Origin of the sequence: Stieleria bergensis (genome assembly GCA_007745635.1) — a bacterium.
GTDB classification, from domain to species: Bacteria; Planctomycetota; Planctomycetia; order Pirellulales; family Pirellulaceae; genus Stieleria; species Stieleria bergensis.
In genome coordinates this window covers 3625174-3646302 of sequence record CP036272.1, presented here as the reverse complement: position 1 = coordinate 3646302, position 21129 = coordinate 3625174, and the positions used below count along the sequence as shown (strand labels likewise).

The following is a 21129-nucleotide window of genomic DNA, read 5'->3' as shown; positions in this document are numbered from 1 at the left end:
CATAGCAGTTGGCTAGACTTTCTACGTAGGACACTTTCATTCCCTATCTCAATCCGGTTTTATCCCGGCACTCCCCTCACCTCGCTTAGGCTCGACTCTCCCGCAAGCGGGAGAGTTCAGTCAACGAATTTCCCCATCAGCAACAACCTCCTGCTCAACCCGGCGATGGCAGATAAAGAAATTCTTTTTCCAGAATATTCTGCTTCAATGGACCGTTTGCAAACGGGCTTGTTTTTGTGCTTTGCGACATTGAAATAGGATCGATCAGCCGAGCCAGCGAAGGAGATCAGGATTCGCTGGTGTGTTTGCGGTTCTCTGTGGCGATCGAGCACTGTGCGAGTGCTTTTAAGAATGGGCAAGTCGTTTTAAGCTAGGGGCTGTTGATTGGCGCCGCGGTCACAGCGGTTTGCCTCGTACTCCTCCCCTCCTCATTCCACCGGTCTTTGCGACAATGAGTAAAAAGTGCACCACCCTTGGTCTTGAACCTTCGTTTGGATTTGGTGATCGAACTGGACTAGCGACGCCGGGGCATGTTGCTGCGATGAAACGTTGCGGTCAGGGGATCGCGGCGATTTTCCCTCAGCAGTCCATTCGTGAAATGACTCGCACGGGGCGTAATCCTGAAGGCGTGATGGCCGATGCGATGAACGGTGCGTTGGCTGCGGGTTGGGACGGACCCATCGGAGCCGACGCGGATCACTTAAAAGTCAATGAGGATGTCGACATCACCGCGGCAGCCGGATTCACTTTCTTTACGATTGACCCGTCGGATGACGTTGATCAGCAGGCCGATGACTACGATGAAGCGACGCTGCGGGAGAAGTTTGCCGCCGCTCAAGATCATGCAACGTGGTACAACGACTATGTCGGCAAGACGATCACACTTCCAAGCGGCTCGAAGATCGAGCTGGATGAACAAGCCTGCATGCGAGCGGCTGTGAAGTATGGCCCGGCAATCACCCGGGCGCTTAAGCTGGGCGATTACATCAAAACCGTTAATGAAGCGGCGGGGCAGGATTATGAAATCGAATTGTCCGTCGACGAAACGGATCAGCCCACGACCTTGGCCGAGCACTACATCATTGCCGATCAGTGCTTAAAAGGTGGCATGAAGCTTGTGAGCTTGGCTCCGCGATTCATTGGTGATTTTGAAAAGGGAATTGACTTCATCGGCGATCATGACGCTTTGGAGGCATCGCTGGCCGATCACGCGGCGATCGCCGAAATGCTGGGGCCCTATAAGTTAAGCTTGCACTCCGGCAGTGATAAAGTTTCGATGTACGCTGCTCTAGCTCGCGCGACGAAGGGCAAGTTCCACGTCAAGACGGCAGGGACAAGTTACTTGGAAGCCCTGCGTGTGGTGGCAATCGAAGATCCGATGAACTTCGCAAAGATCATCGAGTTTTCTCGGGATCGCTACGAGACGGACAAAGCCACGTATCATGTCTCGGCAACCTTGGCCGATGCTCCGACCATTGACATGGGAACCGACAAAATCTTGCAGCGAGAATACTTGGAATTTTGGAGCGAAGTGCCGCAAGGTAAAGGTTTCACCAAGCCTGGCCGACAAATCTTGCACTGCACGTTCGGTTCCGTACTGACCGATCGCCATTGGGGCCGTATTGTGTTGGAGTGCTTGAAAGACAATCCGGACACTTACTGCCAAGTTCTGGACGATCACTTTGGTCGCCACCTTGATGCGTTGCGCAGCGGAATGTAATCCGCATCACTGATTGGCTATTCAATCAGCAGGTCCCCACCGGCTAGCCGCTCTGCCGCTAGCGGTGGATTCTTGTGCTGCGTTGGATCGCAATCAAGCGCGCTGTGTTGTACCCGCAATGCAGATGGCTGGATTCAGCTCTGTCCCGGTTCGGTGTCCAGGAACGGGAAAGCCCAAACACAGCAGTGATGAAGACTTGCTGGACCTTTCCGGAGACGCTGATCAGTTCGCTGCGCGACTCGACGATCTCGGGGGTTTTGTACTTCGGGAAATCGCTTTGCTCGCTCACGCTCTTTTCCGTGTTGGGTGGAGAGAAGATGGTGTGAGCACGGCACCTTATCGTTCCAATCAGCACCAGTGCCTGGAAACGCACACAACGGCACCCTCTGTACCAATCAGGTGTGGTGCTGTGTTGCAGCCCAACCACCGGGGCCATTCGCTGTGGGAACCTTTGCGTTGCCAACGATCCTAACTGTCAATCAAGCAATCGATGATGTGTTCAATCAGCGTCAGAAAGTCTTGCTTGATCATCCACTGATTTAAGATCTGCGACTCAATCGCCTGTGCATCAAGTTGTTTGACCGTGAGCTTTAGCTTCAGGAACTTTTTGCCGGTGCTGGCGTCATGCGTTGCGTCGCGTGCGTGATAGATCCCTTGGGCAGTCCAGTCAAAGGCTTCGATGCCGCAGCACTCGGCGTTGCAGTGGAGCTGCAGGTGGTTCCAGAAGGGTTGCAGCGTTTCCAATTGGCTGTCAATGTTGCGCCAGGTGCATTCAGTTCCGACGGTCTGCAGTTGCAGCACTCGGGTAGGCGATAACTGAATTTGCTGTTTGCTGGCCACACCAGATCCTTAGAGTCACGCTGGATCGCTTCCAGTCGGTTGAAGCGACGGTTGGGACCGCGGACCGACATTGTCTGTTAAAATAGGATGAGCTGCCGTTTGTGGGGTCAGTGGCGATTGCCATGCGTCGCCGGACTCTGGCAGAATCTGCCGTCATCCTTCATCGTGCTGGACGATGGTGCCCCTTGACCTTAATCCGCTGTTTGATCAAGTCTGCTGAATGATTACCGAGATTGCGATCTGGATGATTGTGTTTGTTGCCATTGGCACCTATTTTCTGCAGCTTTGGACCGGGATAGCCGTCGCCGGCTGGGCGGGCGATTTCAAGCTGGTCGAGCGCGAAACGAAGCCGGGGCCGTACTGGTTCGTCATGCTGCTGCAAACGGCTCTGATGATTGTGGTTCCCGCTCTGATCTACTTTTCTGAATAGGTTGCTCCATCGGCGTTGGGATGGATCAGGTTTGTTTTGTGTGACAAACGCTGGGGCGAGAGGGCTTCGTTGATCCACTGCCAGGCTTCATCGCGATAGCCACTTGGTTTCAATAGCCAGCGATCGTTGTGGCTGTGAATGACGATGTCATTGGGGATCACGCCGAAGATCTCCTGCATGTTGACATCGTAATAGGTGAAGTTTGTGGTGTCTGCGAGTCGCTGTTCGATGAAGGCTTGTGTTGCTTTGGAGTTGCGAACGTAGTAGGGCCGGCCGGCCACTCGTTGCAGTCGATTGGTTGCGGACGTTTGGTAATCGGCCAACGGAGTGCCCCAGTCGGTCCCATTCCATTGCCGCACGCCATCAAAGTGATCATGCGCGACGAAGGCCGTCCACAGTTTGGCCACTTCATCGTCTGCGAGTCCCAAGAAGTTCGCTCCAATTGCGCCCCGAGAGAAACCACACAGAATCACAGCTTCGGAATCGCCCCCGAACTGTTTGATCACGCGTGGAACGTTGAGTTTCAGATAATCGATCGTCGCTTGCTGGTCGCCCCACCAATGCGTTTCGTTAGCATCACCGGTCGCATTGACATACGGTAACGAGACCCAAATGAATTGGCCGGCACTAAGCCCATATCCTAGGCTGGCGTCTTGAGGCTGGCCGGTCGAAGCACAGGCAGCCCACTGATTGCCGGTGAGTTCAAAAATCACCGGCCAGCGTTTGCCAGACGCCTGCCAATTTGATTTCCAGTCCGGTGGGAGATAGAGCGTGTGAAAGACATTCGTGCCGTCGTATTCGGGGGCCGTCACGCGAACTTTGCGCCCCGGTGCGGGACTCCCAGCAGACAGTTTGGGAAGTTGCAGGACCCGCTGCGAACCAACAGGCAACACGACCTCGTGTGTTGCTGCTAGCTGTATTGTTTCCGCAGTGGTTGTTACCGGGGGAGCTTGCGCAGTGGCCAGATGAGGCTGCAGCGCCCAGCATAAAAAGGCCCAGCATTGCAGCGTGCCAGCGAGTCGCCTCGCACCGCTGGCTAGGCGATGCGATGATTGTACAGCCACCATTCTCCCGCCAACACCAACAGGACGATCAACAGAAGCCATCGCCAGTACTCCATCCGTCGTTCGGTTGTTCCCTCCGCTTGGATCGCTTCGTAGCCGAGGTCGAAATTCTGTCGCGGCTTGACGTTGCTTTCCAGGGAGCTGAATAGATTGATGCAAAACATTTCCACCAGTTCTTGTTCATCGCCTTCGCTGCTGGTGACTTGATAGACCCCCGGCGCGTCGGTGTCGACGAACTGAATGAAGCCGTTGCTTCCCGTCATGACGGTCTCGGGAGTGCCTGAGCCCCGCGCGATGTCGACTTCAGGAAGCTCGCTGGCGACGCGCAATCGCACGGTTTCGCCTGGCCGGAATGTCCCCGCGGCGCTTTCGTCGGCGGCACCTGCGAGGTGCCTGAGGACATTCAACAGAAACACGGGCCACGATCGTTCGCTAAACCAGTTTGTGTTGGTCAGCAGGTTGCCTTCATCGTCGGTTGAAATGATTTCAAAGGCCAACACTAGATCTTGAAATCCCTCACGTGGGGCCAGCGAAAGGACAGCGCCGGAATCAGATGCTAGTAGCTCCTGGGTTCCCTCGGGGCCTTTGACACTGCGACCTTCGAAGATCAACAGCGAATACAGTTCCAGGTAGCGCATCAAGGGATGCGTTCGGTCGCTGTCAATCAGCAAGACTTGTCCGGGATCGCTGGTCCACTCCCATTCATTCGAAGGCAGCGCGCCGATGAAAAAGGTGTTCGTCGCCGGCATGTCTTTCGGCTGACAGCGATCGTAAACGATTAAGTCATCAAGCCCGCTGCTGGCTCGCGCCGCGTACTCTTCGCTGTCCAGATAACTGGTGGGCTGGACATCAACGATGGACATCTTTTTTGCGTTGGCCGTGCTCATGCCGACTTCCATCGGGCGATTGCCTTCGGTGATCAGCAAGACCGACACGGTTCGCATGGGGCGAAGGCCTGCGTAGGCGACATTGTCCAGCGGCAACGCATCTTGGTAGGGCAGGTCGTCCTCGTTTTCCAAGCGGATCTCAATGCTGGCGGCGTCTTCTTGTCCGGTCAGCGGAAAACTGATGCCGCTCTCTTCGCCCGGGTCCAGCTGGACGCCGGTGCTGTCACGCCATTGTCCGTTGACATACAGCGACAACGTAAACGACTGGGCCAGTTTTCCGTAGTTGACAACCGTGCCATAGGCTTTGACCTCGTCCGGTGTTTCAATGTTTCGATCTGCCGTGAAGGCGACAATGCCGACATTTTCGACGTCATCCGATCCGATGCGGATGTAGGTGGGCGCCAAATTGCCAACATTGAACTCGCTGACATCGGGAAAGCCACCATCGCTATAGATCACCAAGTCGGCGTTCATCGCATCAGCCACTTGAATGTCAGCGGTGTCACCCATGGTGCTGCTGCGGCGAGGGTTGGCTAAGCCATCGGCGGCCTTTAAGGCGCCATAGATGTCGGTGGTGCGATTGGTCAACTGCACCCGATTGAGTGCATCACGCAATTTGGCACGATCACCGGTGTAGGACTGCATGACTTCCGAGCGATCGCTGAACGTGATCAGCATTGCCGTGTCGCTGCTAGGCATGGTGTCAATGCGCTCACGGATCTGCTTGCGGGCTGCTTCGAAGCGATTCTCGGCGTCGTCGACATCGTCGGCCATCATGCTGGCCGAGGTGTCGATCAAATAAATCGTTCGGCCAAAGTTTGATCTTTCGCCGCGAAAGCCTGGGCTGAGCAACGCAAACGCAGCTAACAGAATTGCAAGCAGCTGCAGGAATAGCAGCAAGTTCTTGCGGATCCTTTGAAACAAGCTGTTCACATGCAAGTCTTCGACGGTCCGCGCCCACAGAAAGGTACTGGGAATCTGCACCGGCTCGCGGCGCAGTTTCAGGAAGTACAGCAGGATGATGCCGGCGGGAATGAGCGAAAACAAAGCCCACTGCACGGGCGTTAGCATGGAAATCCAGCTCATCGCACCACACCTCGCTCACGCAAGTATCGCGTCATCACATCTTCAACGCCTTGATCGGTTCGCACTGGCAAGTAGGAAATGCTGCGACGTGAACAGAAGCTTTTGATCGACCCAATGAAGGACTCCAGCGTCTCCTGGTACTTTTTCAGCACGAACGCGTTGATCGTGATCTCCGTTTCATCACCATCTTCGCTATCGATCAGACGGCGATCACCTTGCAGTGGTGGATCAATCTCTTCGGGTGACAGAACATGCATAACGTAGACGTCCATGCGGCGTCCGATCAGCATGCGCAGTGCCGAGTCAAATCCGTCCTTGTCCATCAAGTCGCTGATCAAGACCACCACACCGGTGCCGGAGTTCCGCAGCGAAAAGTCCTTGATGCCATCGTGTAGGCTGAGGTTGTCACCTGATTCAATCGAGTCAACGTACTGGAGCAATTGCCAGAGACCGCCTCGGCCACGCAAGACCGGTGCACTGCGTCCTTGGCTGCCAAGTGCCTGGACACTGACTCGGTCGGCACGGCACAGTCCAATGTAGCCAATCGCCGCAGCCAGTTGCTTGGCGACATGCAGCTTGGACGGTTCCGAGAAATTCATTGATTCGCTGCAGTCGATCAATGCATAGATATGAAGATCCTGCTCTTCTTGAAAGAGCTTCAAAAACAGCTGATCCAATCGTGCATAGAGATTCCAGTCAATCAGACGGAGGTCATCACCGGGAACGTAGTTGCGAAAGTCAGCGAACTCGACGCTTTCGCCTTTGCGTTTACTGCGCCGCTCACCTTTCATTCGGCCCTTGAACACTTTCCGTGAAACAAGTTCCAAACGCTCTAGCTTGGCCAGCAGAGAAGGTGACAAAAGTTCTGTGGGTTCCGTGGTTGCACTCATTCCCATAGTGTAACGCAATCCGTTGACCGTTGAGGTCCCGGCCGGCACGCTGGCCGCGTTTATTTTCAGCTAATTGGCAGCACGCCCCGGACGCAGGATCGCACCAAGGCGTCGCAGCGATTTCCTTGGAGCGTTTGCGTTGGAACGCTTGCACTTCAGCGGCAGCACTTCAGCGGCAGCACTTCAGCGGCAGCACTTCAGCGGCACAGGCGCCCGCTGCGCTTGGTGCCGAAGCAACGCACGCCCTGCGCTGAAAGATTGCCGGGGCTACTGTGCGGCTTGTGCTTGCAAGGCCTGAATGCGTTCCTGCAGTTGATTGGCCAATTCGCTGTGCTTGGCGGCCTGATCTTGTTGTCCCAGTTGTGTGTAGATCTGGGCTAGCAAGCGGTGCGAATCGGCAACGTTGGGTGCCAACGATGCAGCCCGGTTCAACGCCGTGATCGCGGCTTGTGGGTTGCCCAGCGATTGTTCGCAAAGCGCCAGGTAGAAAAAGTCAAACGGTTGCAACTGGTACGTTGTGACTTCACGATAGAACTTGACGGCCGTTTCATAATCTTGTTTCTGAAACGCCATCTGAGCCAGTAAACGCAAGGCTTCGACTCGCGGCCGCTTGGGGGACTTTTCTTGTTCCAGGACCTCTTCGGACAATGTTTTGGCAATCGTCGGTTGGCGCTGAGCGGCTGCCAGCAAGGAAAGCACGGTGTTCACTTCCGCGTCGCCCTTGCCTTGGTTCTTTACTTCGATCAACGCACGGGCTGCGTCAAAGCCATAGTCGCGGAAGTGAACGTTCTGAGGGTCTTCCTGAGACACTTGGTACTTGGCAATCGCGAGTGTGCGTTGTTTCTGCAGTGCACTTAGGTCGTCGAGTGATAACACCGATGCGAGTCCCGTGTTTGCCTGTTGGACGGGGGCTTCGTCGCGGTGAATCCCAATGCGGTGATGGCGAAACGCTGTGTGTGGGACTTCGGTATCAAGCTGCGGCATGTGGCACTTGGCGCAATCATTACCAGCCAACGAGTCACGGCGCTGTTTGGTTTCACCACAGTCCTGATCTTGGTGACAACTCAGGCACTTGGCACGATAGAAGGCAACGGTGTCTTCCGGCGGCGGCGTATGGTGTGGATCATGGCAGGTGATGCAAGTCAATGAATCGGTTTTGGTGTAGCACTCGCTCATGTGTAGCTGTTCGATGTGCCCAACCACTCGCATGCTGTCGTCACCAAGCTTGTACTGATAGTCAACGCGGAAGTCCGTCAGTGGCAATCCTGGACGATAGTCCCAATCGTCTTTGTTGGCCAACAAAGCTTTGCCGGCGGCCTGCAAATGGCATTGCTGACAGATTGCTTCAGAGAGCACGCGATCAAGTTTCTCTGGATTGACGATCTTGCCTGTTTCGTCCGGTTTGGCATTCGGCAGCTGGTAGTGTGCAACATGTGCTTCACCCGGCCCGTGACAGCGTTCGCACCCGATCGCTACTTCGTTGATGTGAAAGACATTGGGATTGCCTTGTTTGCGATCCATGTCACCGACGTGACAGAAGAAGCATTCCGAATTCAGGATGCGACCGAAACCAGGCTGAAAGGGAACGTCATATCCAGGGGAGACATCCCAGGTTTTAGAACTCTGGTACCAAGACACGGGGGACTGACCCAGAAAGTCACCGTCTTTGAAGATGTAACCCTTGCCGTGAGTTCCCGAGCCAATGGTGTACAGCACCGGGTGTTCATTGCGAACCAGTTCTTGCCCATCAACCCCACGGATGATTTCGCGGTGGATCATTTGATCGCCTTTGCGAAATACTTCGTAATCGGTCATCGAGGGCTTGTGGTAGAACTTCGCGGGCAGTTGCTCCTGGTCCGGATCAACCGAGACCATTGAAACACTGTGTTTGGTCTCCAGGTACGATTGGTACTGTTCCTGATGGCAAGCGATGCAGGCCTGGGTGCCCACGTAGCCGACGTCGGGTTTAGCATTCGCAGGCGTCTGGGCGAGGGCACCACCGGCTAGCAAAATCAGTTGGCAAAACGTGATCCCAAACAGGACAGCGAAGCATCGTGACAGGTTTGGGGTGGGCATCATCGCTTGCATGGCCTGTGGCAAAATGAGAAGAGGCTGCTTGATTGCACGGCAGGTGTGAATCCCAGGCGGGACTTGTTTTACGTTCAGAGTGTCCGTCGGTTCACACTATTCTACTTGTTCCAGCAAAAGCCGGGCGAGTCCGTTTCACGATTGCGTGTTGGACTTCGATGCCCGCCCGCGTTGCGGATCTTTCGGAATCGCGATCGCCCAGCTGCTTTATCGCCCAGCAGATGTACCGTAGAGCAACTTTATCGTACAACCGCTTCATCCTACAACAATTTTATCGTACAACCGCTTCAAAGCCTTCTCCGCTGGCAGCGGAGCCGGGATCAAAGTGCGAACGTCGAGCAATGCCGATCGCGATTGCTTGGTTCTCTGCGGTCGAGCAGAGGCTGGTGAGACGGCCAACGACTTTGTTCGCGCTGCTCACTTCACTGCCCGGTGCGGGAATGCTGCCCTCAGTCTGCCAACGCACCAATTGCTTCTGGACCTGACCTAAGGCATCCAGGCGAGCCACGGTTTCCTGGCCCAGGTAGCAGCCTTTGGTAAAGCTGATCGTTTGCTCAATCCGGTTCACCTCTTGCGGCAGGTTCTTTTCTGAAAAGTCGATGCCGTACCATGGAAATCCTGCCTGCACTCTGGCCATGTGAAAGGCCTGTTGGTCGGCAACCGGTTCGCCACAGGAAACACAAACCTGTTCGACCGCACCGGGTGTCTCGGTCAAGACCACCAACGTGCCGGTGCCTAGCCACTGTGTGTCAAACGCGATCGCATTGCATTGTGTCCAATCGGTTTCATCACGCAGCGAACTGCTGGCCTGGGGATGAATCACAAAGGCGGTGAAATCGCCGGATCGGTCTTGTGGTTTGACGTCTTCAGTGATGGTGTACTTTTCCGTTTGGTTGGCGATGGTCTCCGCTTGCCCTGGAGCCCCAATGAGGCGAAAACCATCGGCAGTGCGGTAGGCTTCGACATGGCCGATCGTGCGCCCGCGAACTTCGGTAATGAAGGTCTCGCACCCAAAGCCTTGTTGCAATGCCTTGACATCGTTGGTCGTCAAGTTGTGCAAAATGGTCTGTGCGTCATCGCCAACGACATCCAGCACGGTGACTTCATCAAGCCGAAAAATAGTGTTCATGAAAGTGATCTCAATCGTGTTGTCCAATCGCATTGCCAAGGTCAACCGAATGGACGCGGGCAAGCACTCAATGGAAACTGGCAAACAGCAGAGCAGACATAAAAAGAACGCCCGCGTTAACCGAAGTTGATAACGCGGGCGAGCAAAAGTGTTGCGTGCGAGAGTTGCAGCCGTTTAGGTTACATCCTTCAGCATGTATTCCATCTCGCGTTTGACTTCGCTGCCATCCGGCGTAGCGTCGTCATCAACTTCGAACCATTCTTCTTTATACTCCATATAACCGCCTTTGCCAGCCTGCGCGTTCTTCAGGGCAACATTCGCACCCAACGCGATGACTGCGTCGCCCATCGCGACCTCGGGGTTACAACGGACTTGGTTCTCGGCGTCAGGGTTGCGGATGCAGTAAGCCCAGTGCTCGATCTCTTCACGGTAACCGCGACTGACCGGACCTTGCTGAGCAGCTTGTGCGACCGGTGCGGCGCTGTCGCCGCTGGCGCTGGTGTCCAGAGCGTAGCTGCCTTCCTTCGCTTTAACGCCAACTTTGCTGCTGGTGTCACTGTTGCGATAAAGCAAGACGTCGGTTTCTTTATCCAGGATCAGAGTTCCCTTGGTCCCCATGACAACTTCACCCCAGCCACCAAAGCCATTGCCGTTGATGGTGCTGTAGGTCACGACGACTTTCTTGTCGGGGTCCGTTTCGTATCCCGCCACGGGCCCATCGGGGTAGTTCCGCACGCGGTCATAGTAACCCACGTCAAACTTCTCGCTGTATTCAGGGCCGGGGAATTCAAACATGCAGTAGATGTGATCTCCTGCGTCGCGATCGTGTGGCATCATGTGCCGCCCGCCGACTGCGTGGACAGACAACGGATGAACTTTCTTTTTATCGTTACGCAGTGACGACAGGAAGATGCTGACGGCATCCAGTTGGTGGCTGCCGAGTTCGGCCATCAGACCGGCACCGGTTCGTTCAAAGAGGCGCCAGCGATGAAGCTCGTGCATCGATGTGAAACGATAGTCTTTGTTGAACTTGTCGGTCAGGACGAAATCGTTGTAGCCGTGCTTGGATGGATCAATGTCTTTGTCCTTATTCCAAGCTTCCCACTGCCTGATTTCCCATGTCAAATTTTCACGATCGGTTGGGTCAGAGGTGTTGTCCAGTTTGTCGCGACGGTAGTTCAGGTCCGACATGATCTTGTCGAACATTTTGCCGTCTTTTCCAGCCATTGGCTCACCGCCAGGAATCGGCATTGACCAGCTGTCCTTGCCGGGAACATTGCTGCGGTGCCACTGAGCACGGATATGGTGCAACTGTCCCAGCAGTCCCCACTTGATCAGGTTCACTGCGTTCTCGTACTTGACGTTGTAGTGACGCTGGTGACCGGTGGCCAAGTGGATGGGGTTGCCGTTCTTGTCTTTGCTGGCCGCTGCCATGCGAGCCATCGCTTTACACTGAGCGACGTTGTGCGCCATCAGCTTCTCTGTCAGCACGTGCAGGTTTCGCTCCATCGCCAACGCTGCAACGGGAGCGTGCAACCACAAGGGCAATGCGATTATGACCGCTTCGATGTCCGGATCGTCCAGGCAGGCCATGATGCCGCCATTGGTGCTGTCGTAGACCTTGACGTTGTCGCGGGCTTCCTTTTCGCTCGAATAGCCTGCAACGTTAACCAAGCCGGGGCGACGCTTCAATGCCGAGGTGCTGCTGCGGTCACCATTGAACGCGCGGAACTGTCCGAACGGGCGAATGTCACAGATGGCTTTGACGTCGACGTAGTTCGGATTGCAGCCACCGATCAGGACGTTGCCCTCGTCGCCGGTTCCAATCACTGCCACGCGGACGGGATCGTTGACCGAGCCGTAGCCGAAATAGGCGGCGCCTAACCCTGCTCCACTGACTGCTCCCGCGGCAACAATGCCACGTAAGAAGTCACGACGGTTCACGTCGTAGTAGCTGCCGACGGCGCTGTAGTAGTTCTCTTCGCCGATCTTGCGTTCATCTGCAGATAATTTATCGACCATGTTTGGGCCTCAATAAAAACGAATGTTGTGCGATGTGATGTCTGAAAAATATTTCTGCCTGACGGTAATTGATTGCCAAGGCAGGGAAGAATGAATGGGGTTCGGGGCAATTAAGCCTTCGCTGGTGACGCGTCTTTGGCGACTGATCGCCGCACGAACAGGTGCATAAAGAAGTCCAGGCCAGCGAAGCGACCGGCACCTGTACCCGCCAAGACCAAACAGGCCAGAGCCTCAATCAGCTGGTACATGCTGCTCGTTGGACCCGGTCCGGGCGGGAACTGGCTGATAAAGACGGTCGCTAGGAATCCAGCGGCAGCCAAGGATGCCACGGGAGTGAAAAGTCCCAGGATCAGCATCCAACCAATCGCCAAGTCAAAGTACGGCACGTACTTATCCATGATGCTGGTATCGACCACGCTGCCAGTTGGAGTGATCGGCAATTGCAGCGGCGGCGCAACCGCTAGTTGGTTCGGTGCCGCGATTAAGTTGATCTCGGTTTCAAAGCCGCTGATCAAAGCGTCGACGTCCGACATGGCCGTTTTTAACTTGCCTTTGATGTCCCGCTCCATCGAGGCAACTTGGCCGGCGCGACCCTCGACTTCCATTCGGTCCGCTTGTGCTTTCAGTCCCTTTAACTCTTCCATGCCCTTGTCGTATTCGATCAAATCGTCTTTGTACGATGCGATCAATTCTTTGTGTGTCTTGATGGCAGTGGCGAGAACAGCGTTGGCGCGAGCCTTGCGTTTGGGATCAAAGCTGTAGTAGTCGGTGGCCTCGGTCACGAACTCTGTGAACCACGCCTTGATGAACGCATTGTCACGGCGCTGCATCCCGTTGTAGTCCCAGACCAGTTCCTGGAAGTGATCGGCATAGGGGCCTTTTGCGTTGGCAAAGAACGGCGCCGCGCTCCAGTTGCCGTTGCGTATTTTGTCGCTGCCTTCACTATGGAAGTGCCAGCCGATTGTAATTCGTAATAGAATCAGCATGGCAATTCCAATGCCGCTGATGAGTCGGGGCGAGATGCCCCAGCCGACAAGAAGTCGAAGCAGAGAGGTCAAGGCGTTTCGCACGACGATGAATGACTCCGAAAGGCAAGTGAATGAATGAACTTCAGTGCAGAATAATTGGGAAGCATTGATCAATGCGGCTGCAGAGGATCAGCCCGTCTCGCGACAACAACTGTTCCGCTAAATCAGTCGCAGAGCAACTGGCGGATCTTCGTCGGTGGATTAACGGCGTTTCCAAGTCATTCAGCCCGGGACCGAGGTCGGTGGTCCGAAGGCAAAGTGGTTGCAGAGCTCAGTCTGGCCAACAGCATTCCGGTGCACTTCGGCTCTCGGCAATGGCCAGCGACCAAGCGATTTGGCGGGATCAACAAGCTTTAACTCACGTGCATTATGATTGATAGGCCAGCATTCGCCAACCAGAAAGGCGACTCAGGACGCCTTGGATTGCATGTTTTGCCCCGCCTGTGCAATCGCTGCACCTCTTCCTGATCGCTTCAAGTCAAATCCATCGCTGTAAGTCCTCCCGTCGCGCCATTCGTTGAAGCCCGCAAATTCGTAGGCGATCCCCGCTGGCAAGGTCCCGCCACCAACCGTCTTCGGATTGCAAATTCGTTCACACTGACAGGGGTTTTCAGCAGTCCAGTCGTTAGCTAGACTCTCGATCCGGATAGCGAACAACCTGCCAAGATAGTTTGTTTGGTGGGATTGATGCCACTCGGTGGCGACTCTTGCGATTGTGAATCGTGAACCTGGTCAGGACTTAACTGGAGCAGCCATAAGCGGTGTAGCTCTGTGTGAGAGTCGCCTCCGAGTGGCATTTTTTATGCGCTGATGCAAGTGCTTCGGGTTCGCCCCAGCGGCCTTCAAACGCTCTAGGCCGCTCCATTCCTGGTTTCCCCGCCCGGTGAGCCTGCTTTAACACCTTGCCTGCGTTTTAACACCTTGCCTGCGTGTTTTCAGTGTCGCATAACACTCCCTTTAGGGGCCTGGTTTGTGCCCCACCCAAAGAGAGTGTGAGTGGGCTGTCTTTTCTAACGCTGTTGGACAGAAAACAGCCCACCGAATCGGTATCACAGAGCGAATGTCGCGTAACTCGTTGCGATGTGTTATCATGACGACAACTGAAAATCACGTGATTGTCTGTCATTTCGGTTCGCGACCGATGGCGGTCGCCAATCCAAAAAAAACTCTCGGTCTTGAAATTGCCTGAGCGTTGCTTGGTAGGGCGGTCCGATAATGCAGAAGGATCGTCCTTCGTGGCGCAGTGCGTCGCATTTCGGCCTTGTAATCACGCTTGTCCAAACAACTTGAACGCCAGCGACAGCACGCCCGAGCAGATTGATGGGTGCTCCGTTGGCAACAGGTAACGAACCGCAATGGCGCGAACGGTGCGATTGGCTTGGTCGCATGGGCCTGAAATGGTCCGGGTGAGACGGCCTTGTGAAGAAGAATTACCAGCAATGATCGACTTCTTTGTGACCAAATCGATTCGCCGAGTCGTTCGTTTGAGGAAGGCGTCAGCAGTTTGAATTGACCTCGCTCTAGCGTTGGTGCTTTCATCCCATTTGCCGCATTGACGGAATCAAAACATGTCATCGCAACCTCCTGGTTCACCACCGCCAAATGCATCATCCAACAGCGACGTTGCGGATGTGCCATTGGGGCTTGCGCCACCGAGTATTGACGGTGCGAAGGCTGCCGGTTCTGCATTGCCACCGCCGCCCCCACCGCGGGCAACGTTGCCGCCGGTCAATCAAGCCGCAAGCGTCCCCAGTACTTCTGCATCCAGCAACGGCATCGGCTCGGCCCGTCCGCGATGGAAAGGTGACATTCCCACACTCGAAACGGGCCAGCAAAAAGCACCCGGAATTGTGGTCGAGGGCGAGGCCCTGGCGATCGGCACCTACGAAGAAGAAGCCGAAGGCGAAAGCGCAGAGGAAATCGTCTCTCGCTCCGCCCCTTCTTGGTTGTTAAGCCTGACGGTTCACTTGATCATTCTGTTGGTTCTGGCGCTCTTTAGCCTGCCTGCTGGCAATGGTTTCAAGAACCTTGTGCTGACCGCTGGCATGAGTGACGTGGACTCCGATGGACTGGAACTGGATTTAGCAACGCTTGAGTTTGAAGAGTCCACTGAAGCGGAGACCGATGCGATTGATGACACGGTTGCCGAAGCCGATGTGCCCGATCTCTTTGAGCCCGAGGAGCAGCTTAGCCAGGAAATTATTGCTCCTGACATGCCCGGAATGTTTTCGCCGACCATCGACAAGCCAATGTTTAGCGGTCGTAGCGGAGCGATGCGAGAAGCCTTGATGGCCATGTATGGCGCCACACCGGACACCAAGCAAGCCGTCGCGATGGGCTTGGAATGGCTCGCCCGCCAGCAACGTTCACGCGGCCAATGGAGTCTCATTGGGCCCTACGAAAATGGTGGCATCACCGAAAACGCCTGTGCCGCAACGAGTATGGCGTTGATTGCCTTTGCTGGGGATGGCCATACACACCTCAACGGGCAGTACAAAAAGGAAGTGTCTCGTGGCGTGAAGTACTTGGTCAGCCAGCAGGATCGCAGTGGCTACATGTGCGGCAAGAAACAGGGACATGATAACGCTTATGCTCAGGCACAAGCGACCATTGCCCTCTGCGAACTCTATGCCATGACTCAAGATTCTTGGTTGCGTCCCTACGCACAGCGGGCCATCGATTATGCGTTCAAATCGCAAGGCCCCAACGGTGGCTGGCGGTACAATCCGGGTGAATCAGGAGACTTGTCTGTCACCGGTTGGTACGTCATGGCCACTCAAAGTGCCCTCGCGGGCGGTCTGGAGGTTCCAGAGGAGAAATACGCTCGGGTCTCCAAGTTCCTCGATTCGGTCCAGGTCTACAACGGTGCCGGATACACTTATTTGCCGGGTCGAGCCGAGGGCACGCCCCCAATGACCGCCGAGGGTTTGTTGTGCCGGCAATATCTAGGCTGGAAACGCGATCGTCCCGAAATGGGAATGGGGGTCAAAACGTTATTGCAGGATCATCCAATCACGTTGGATAAGGCTAACGTTTATTATTGGTATTACGCCACCCAAATCATGCACCACTATGGTGGCCAGCCCTGGCGCGAATGGAATGATGTGATGAAGGTCAAGCTCCCTGCCGCTCAGGTCACGCAAGGCCGCCAGCGCGGTAGCTGGTCGCCCCAGCGTTTTCACTATTCCAGCTACGGCCGGCTGTACACCACATGCCTGAATCTCTATTGCTTGGAAGTCTATTACCGGCACTTACCGCTGTACAAAAGCCACTGATTCAGTGGGAACGCTGATTCAGGCCCACAGCGCTGGCCATCCGTTGCCACCGAATGCAGGCATTTCATCGCGCCAGCCTCGATTGAGCCTGCGTCAGGCTGCATTCCCCCCTCCGGGCGCTCGATGGTTTACAATATCGCGGGCGTACTGATTCCCCGCGATCGGCCGTACACGTTTTTGTGTGCCGCTGATCGGTCGCGATTGTGTCATCCACCTTCCTCTGTGCACCTAAGACATGCTTTTTTCACGACGAAATTGTGGCTTGTTGGCTTGCTTCGTGGCCTCGCTCTTTGGCCTTTCCACGCCCTCCGCTGACGGCGCTGATTGGTTGGGCTTTCGCGGTGATGGACGCTCCTTCGCGCCAGAATCCAAGCCGCCCGTTGAATTTGATGGGCAGACCGGCAACAACATCGCTTGGCGAACCAAAGTCGGAGGTCGCGGCATCGGCGGACCGCTGGTGATCGGCGATCAAGTGATTGTGACTGGATGCCTGGGTGAGGACGAACGTGACTTGCTCGTGGAATCTTACAGCGCAGCGACGGGGGACTTGCAGTGGTCGCGCCCCATGCGAGCGACCGGACGGCCTTACACTCACCCGACCAGTTCCAACGCATCGCCCACACCGGTCAGTGATGGCCAGCGCGTGATCGCGCTCTTCAGTAGCTGTGACTTGATCTGTTACGACCTTGCCGGAAAAGTTCAATGGTATCGCGCCTTGGCGGTTGATCATCCCAAGACTGGCAATGATGTCAGCATGAGCAGTTCCCCAGTGATTGTTGATGGCGTCGTGATCGTCCAGCTTGAAAACCAGGGGGACAGTTTTGCTGCCGGGATTGACGTCAGAACTGGCAAGACGCTGTGGACCGTTGACCGGAACGAAGGCTCAAATTGGTCCAGCCCGCAAGCAGTGAAGCTTGATGACGGCTTGATGGCGGTGTCCATGCACAACCGCGAATCCATTGATTTGCTCGACGCGAAAACCGGAAAACAACTCGCTCATTATGACATAGAGGCAGACGGGACGGCGTCGGCGACCTTTGCGTCCCCGTATTTGGTTGTCCCCGGTAGTACAACGGTTTGCATTCGCATGACAGTGAATCCAGAGACCGAGCCCGCCAAAGCAACTGACGTCAAAACCAGCATTCTGTGGGAAAGCAATCGCCTGCGTCCGTCTCGTTGCAGCCCCGTGATCAGCGATGATCGCGTTTACATGAGCAAAGGTTCGGTGATGGTGGCCGGTTCGCTGAGCGACGGTTCCGTCCTGTGGCAACTGCGTCTAGGCAAGCTGAAAGACATTTGGGCCACTCCGGTCATGACCGGATCTGGAATGTACGTTGTCGGTTCCGATGGCACCGTGGTTGTTGTCAACGATGACGGCAGCAAGGGCAAGGTGGTTGCTGAGAATCAACTCGGTGAGAAAGTGTTGGCCAGCCCCGCTGTTGCTGGTGACGCCCTGTATTTTCGCACTGAGAAAGGACTGATCAAAGTCGCCAAGTAGCCCGTGTTGGTCGTGGCGGTGAACTCTGTAAAGGCTTACTTTGCAACGGAAAACGCTTCGCCGCTGCCTTCGATCAGCACGTATTCCTGGCCGGTTGGCAGGTCGCCAAAATTCTCGACCCAGCCCGACGGCCAGGTTACCGTTAATCCCTGTGCTTCGTCATGATCACCCGCACCTAGAATGATCTGGCGTTGTTGGGATCCCAGGAATCCCTCGCCTGCGACCAGTTGAGCTGCGTTTGTCATTCCGTTGAAACTGCCTGCGACAACCGCGCCGATCGCGTCGCGTTCTGATTTGGTCGCCACCAGTTGTACCGAAATCGATTGCCCCGCATCGGGCGTGTCGTTGATCAGCAGCGAATGAGGACTAAATAACGACGTGATCAGCAGGTCCTTCTTTCCATCGCGATTCAGGTCACAGGTCAGCAGCGCTCGTCCTACATGCTTCTTGGTAAAGTAGTCGCCGACCTGCGCTCCATCGGCTTCACTCCAACGTCCATCGGCTTGACGAAGAAACAGTTGGGGAAGCATCGCTTGTTCAAAGCCTTCTTCTTTGATGTCATGGACGTGCCCGTTGGCGACCACCAGTTCCATGCTGCCGTTATTGTCAAAGTCAACAAACTCGGTGCCAAAACCAAGCAGTTCCGAGGTCGGTTGCACAAGCCCAAGTCCGTAAGTATTGTCTGACCACAGTCCGGGCGCCACTTGCTCATAGAACGTGTTGTAGTCCTTGCTGAAGTGAGTGACATAGAGGTCCAAGTCGCCGTCGCTGTCCGCATCTCCCATCGCCACGCCCATGGAAGCTTGTGCTCGCGACTGACCGCTGACACCCACTCCGCGAATCACGCCTAGATCCTCCAATTGAAATGCCTTGGAATCGCTGGTGTTACTTGTCGCAGTCGGTGACCATAGATGATTGGCACTCATGTCATTGGCAATATAAAGATCCAAGCCTGGACGCTCGTCGATGAAGCCTGCGATGACGCCGAGCGCTCGTCCAGGAGACTCTTGACTGACCCATTGATTGGATTGATCGATGTATGGCCCATCGCTTTGCCCCTGCAGAAACGTATCCAGGGCGGCATCAAAAATCAGCGGGGTGCAGGTCACGACGGTATCGTTGCTCTTGCAAACCCTTTGAAAGGGGGCCTTACCCGCACAGTATGCCCCGATGTAGATGTCGGGAATGGCGTCGCCATTCATGTCACAAATGACCGCTGACGTGCTCCAGGGTTCAGTGGAGGCTGGCAAGCGATCAGAAACGTCCGTGAAAGTTCCGTCACCGTTGTTTTGAAACAAGCGATTACGACCGATGTTGCAGGTCAGGATGTCAGGGAAACCATCGCAATTGATGTCGCCGACCGCGATGCCTTGTGAGTAACCGCGATCGCGGAGACGCGTTGAATCGCCCAGGTCCTGGAATGATCCCCCAACGTTTCGAAACAAACGTTTCCCGGACGAGTTTTCCTGCATCGGATCTCCGTCCAGGTGCGCTGCAATCAGATCCGCCCAGCCATCGAGGTCGAAGTCGGCAATCCCTGCCCCACTACCGAGGGTCATGTCGATCGATTGGCCTTTGGCTAACGCTTTGGCATTCAGTCTACTGGTGTGACTCAACCCCAGTTCCTGAGCCACATCCGTGAAGTGGATGCGTCTTGGCGGTTGATAGGCAGCCAGACGAGTCGGTTGGCTTTCCAGTTTCCAATCAATGTCCGGCAAGCCTTCACAGTTGATCCGATGAACGATCTGGGTCTCCGGCAGTCTCCATGGCGTTGCCCGATTCAGACGTTGGCGAATGGCCATGTAGCGTTTTTGGCCGTTGGAGACCAAATCGTTGGGCAACTGAGCCGAGCCCCTGGCCCAGGCTTCAGCTTCCCACAATCGGCCGAGCCGCATCAGCGCGTCTGCAATCTGGAACGCTGCGTCTTGCGATTTCGATTCACGCTCCAGAAATAAGTGAATCGCATTGTACAGCCGCTCGTAGTCGCGAATCTGTCCGGCGACGAGTTGAGATTCACGCTCCTGTTGCATGATCTGTAAACTTTGCAGCATCGGTTGCAACGAAATCGGCTGCCCGTAGGGATCAAAATTTAACGCGTTGACAAATGCTTTGACGGCTGCGGGATGGTTGCCTTGGTGCTGTGCCCAGCGACCGGCTACCCACCAGTACTGGTCACTCTGTTGCATCGACCGGGGACAGTTCGCTTGCCACTGTGATAGCTCATCAAATCGTCCCAGGTCCACCAACAGACGCCCCAACAAAGCATGCGCGGGCGTGAATTCAGGGTGTTTTTTGATCACCGCGGGTAACCTTGCCGCGGCCTCGTCCCACTTGCCTCGCTGAGCCTCCCTTAGAGCCAAGGCGTATTGCGGTCGCAGGTCATCCGGATTAATGTTGAGTTGTCGCTCGCAAAATGTCTGGTCCGGCTCGATTCGCCGCGGCCTAGCCAGGGCTTGCAGCATGTCGACTTCGGAGAGGTTGATATGTTGCAATAGAAACTGCATGGCCGGGATGGAGTGATCCACCATGCCGATCATCGCTGCCAAGCCAACCAAGTCCATGCGCGGTTGGATCGAATCGGGATGCGATTCAATCCACCGTTCGATCATTTCGAGCGCGTCATAGGCGCGGCCTGCCCGGACCAGTTGCATGGCAGCCTTAGTCATCAACGTTTCAGTCGGCTGCGTCTGCATCTGGAAAGCGCGTTCGAACATCTTCGCTGCAAAAGCGGCACGGTTCTGACGTTGGGCAATGTCACCATACAGTTCCACGCTAAGCGCATCATCCGGGGCTTCCAGGATCCGTTTGCGAATCGTTGCTTCAGCCTTGTCCAGGTCCCCAGCCTTGGCAGCACGAAGAGCGACACCAAAGAGATCCACACGCGGTTCCGAATCGGTTCCCGTTTGCGAGTCATTGTCGCCGCCAGAGCCTTTTTCGGTCCCCGCTGGCTGTTCAATCTCTGTGGTTTGACTGGGCTGCACAGCAGGATCGTTTGGCGTTGTCCGGTCGTTGCAACCACTGAGAGCGATCAGCAGTAAAACGGGGACGAAGATAGCGTTTCGCATGCGGATCACGTTCTCTTCAGTAACTAAGTGATTTCCAGGACTCATGAATCTGCGACAAGGCTCCATCATGGGGAATGGGCCCCCAAGAGTGGTCTTGGCCAGGGTCG

15 protein-coding genes and 1 other RNA gene are annotated in these 21129 nt (G+C 55.4%); 6 read left to right on the top strand and 10 right to left on the bottom strand.

The genetic code is table 11. The features are described 5' to 3' along the window. Positions 1–258, top strand: a 258-nt coding sequence (locus tag SV7mr_RS25370; RefSeq protein WP_419187330.1) for a hypothetical protein, incomplete at its 5' end; no start/stop codon positions are given. A gap of 193 nt (positions 259–451) precedes the next feature. Next, on the top strand, positions 452–1720 hold the full coding sequence (locus SV7mr_RS12725; protein ID WP_145272539.1) for a tagaturonate epimerase family protein: 1269 nt from the start codon (positions 452–454) through the stop codon (positions 1718–1720). 58 nt (positions 1721–1778) lie between these two features. Here SV7mr_RS12725 and SV7mr_RS12720 read toward each other — a convergent pair whose 3' ends face one another. Further along, positions 1779–2009 (bottom strand): hypothetical protein, encoded by a 231-nt coding sequence (locus SV7mr_RS12720; RefSeq protein WP_145272537.1) that lies wholly within the window; start codon positions 2007–2009, stop codon positions 1779–1781. A gap of 179 nt (positions 2010–2188) precedes the next feature. After that, positions 2189–2560, bottom strand: coding sequence for a DUF6331 family protein (locus tag SV7mr_RS12715; RefSeq protein WP_145272535.1), 372 nt, complete (start codon positions 2558–2560; stop codon positions 2189–2191). Between the two features lie 244 nt (positions 2561–2804). Between SV7mr_RS12715 and SV7mr_RS12710 the strand changes: the two genes are divergently transcribed. Then, positions 2805–2990: a hypothetical protein gene (locus SV7mr_RS12710; RefSeq protein ID WP_145278394.1), complete on the top strand. Its 186-nt coding sequence runs from the start codon at positions 2805–2807 to the stop codon at positions 2988–2990. Here the strand turns inward: SV7mr_RS12710 and SV7mr_RS12705 are convergent. From SV7mr_RS12705 to SV7mr_RS12670, 7 genes are all read right to left on the bottom strand, one after another. After that, positions 2975–3880: a hypothetical protein gene (locus tag SV7mr_RS12705; RefSeq protein ID WP_145272533.1), complete on the bottom strand. Its 906-nt coding sequence runs from the start codon at positions 3878–3880 to the stop codon at positions 2975–2977. The two genes, SV7mr_RS12710 and SV7mr_RS12705, sit on opposite strands and share 16 nt — an antisense overlap. A gap of 146 nt (positions 3881–4026) precedes the next feature. Continuing rightward, positions 4027–6027 (bottom strand): vWA domain-containing protein, encoded by a 2001-nt coding sequence (locus tag SV7mr_RS12700; RefSeq protein WP_145272531.1) that lies wholly within the window; start codon positions 6025–6027, stop codon positions 4027–4029. Next, positions 6024–6917, bottom strand: a complete 894-nt coding sequence (locus SV7mr_RS12695) for a DUF58 domain-containing protein (RefSeq protein ID WP_419187329.1) — start codon at positions 6915–6917, stop codon at positions 6024–6026. Before SV7mr_RS12695 ends, SV7mr_RS12700 begins: the two co-directional genes overlap by 4 nt. Before the next feature lie 267 nt (positions 6918–7184). Next, positions 7185–8996: a tetratricopeptide repeat protein gene (locus tag SV7mr_RS12690; protein WP_419187328.1), complete on the bottom strand. Its 1812-nt coding sequence runs from the start codon at positions 8994–8996 to the stop codon at positions 7185–7187. Positions 8997–9276: 280 nt separating this feature from the next. Then, positions 9277–10134 (bottom strand): CAF17-like 4Fe-4S cluster assembly/insertion protein YgfZ, encoded by an 858-nt coding sequence (ygfZ, locus tag SV7mr_RS25365; RefSeq protein ID WP_419187327.1) that lies wholly within the window; start codon positions 10132–10134, stop codon positions 9277–9279. A 174-nt stretch (positions 10135–10308) separates the two neighbouring features. After that, complete coding sequence (locus SV7mr_RS12675) at positions 10309–12156, bottom strand: Gfo/Idh/MocA family protein (RefSeq protein ID WP_145272525.1); 1848 nt, start codon at positions 12154–12156, stop codon at positions 10309–10311. 110 nt (positions 12157–12266) lie between these two features. Then, the gene (locus SV7mr_RS12670) at positions 12267–13142 is read right to left on the bottom strand and encodes a DoxX family protein (protein WP_145272523.1); all 876 of its coding nucleotides are present in this window, start codon (positions 13140–13142) and stop codon (positions 12267–12269) included. 738 nt (positions 13143–13880) lie between these two features. Here SV7mr_RS12670 and ffs point away from each other — a divergent pair. The 3 genes from ffs to SV7mr_RS12655 all read left to right on the top strand — a co-directional run bounded on the left by ffs (position 13881) and on the right by SV7mr_RS12655 (position 17957). Next, positions 13881–13975, top strand: an RNA gene (gene ffs, locus SV7mr_RS12665) — signal recognition particle sRNA small type. Positions 13976–14752: 777 nt separating this feature from the next. Beyond that, on the top strand, positions 14753–16459 hold the full coding sequence (locus SV7mr_RS12660; RefSeq protein ID WP_419187326.1) for a prenyltransferase/squalene oxidase repeat-containing protein: 1707 nt from the start codon (positions 14753–14755) through the stop codon (positions 16457–16459). Between the two features lie 235 nt (positions 16460–16694). After that, positions 16695–17957, top strand: coding sequence for an outer membrane protein assembly factor BamB family protein (locus tag SV7mr_RS12655; protein ID WP_145272520.1), 1263 nt, complete (start codon positions 16695–16697; stop codon positions 17955–17957). 35 nt (positions 17958–17992) lie between these two features. Here the strand turns inward: SV7mr_RS12655 and SV7mr_RS12650 are convergent, their stop codons facing one another. Continuing rightward, positions 17993–21067 (bottom strand): CRTAC1 family protein, encoded by a 3075-nt coding sequence (locus SV7mr_RS12650; RefSeq protein ID WP_419187325.1) that lies wholly within the window; start codon positions 21065–21067, stop codon positions 17993–17995. Between the last annotated feature and the right edge of the window lie 62 nt (positions 21068–21129).